At 42.5% G+C, this 266-nt stretch carries 1 protein-coding gene; it reads left to right on the top strand.

Annotation, left to right across the window (positions count from 1 at the left end; translation table 11 throughout):
* The coding region (locus tag Q8G36_RS29520; protein ID WP_305163164.1) for a transposase at positions 1–266 on the top strand (266 nt) is incomplete at both ends.

The raw sequence follows: 266 nt of genomic DNA, 5'->3' as shown, positions 1-266 counted from the left end.
ATTCATTCCACGCGGCCGCAGACCGCAACGGTTTTGTATTGGGAACGATTGTAACACCTGGTAATACACATGACAGTCATATTTTGGAGCCACTTGTTGAGCAAGTGATTGAGAAAGTTGGAAAACCGGAAGCAGTTGCCGCAGATGCAGCTTATAAAACACCAGCGATTACAAGCTACCTATTTAACAAAGAAATCACACCTGCTTTACCCTATACACGTCCTCGTACAAAAGAAGGATTCTTTCGCAAACATGACTATGTTAAT

Origin of the sequence: Peribacillus frigoritolerans, from assembly GCF_030676415.1 — a bacterium.
Classification (GTDB): Bacteria; Bacillota; Bacilli; order Bacillales; family DSM-1321; genus Peribacillus; species Peribacillus frigoritolerans_A.
The sequence above is the reverse complement of the archived record's forward strand: the minus strand, read 5'-3'. Positions and strand labels throughout refer to the sequence as shown.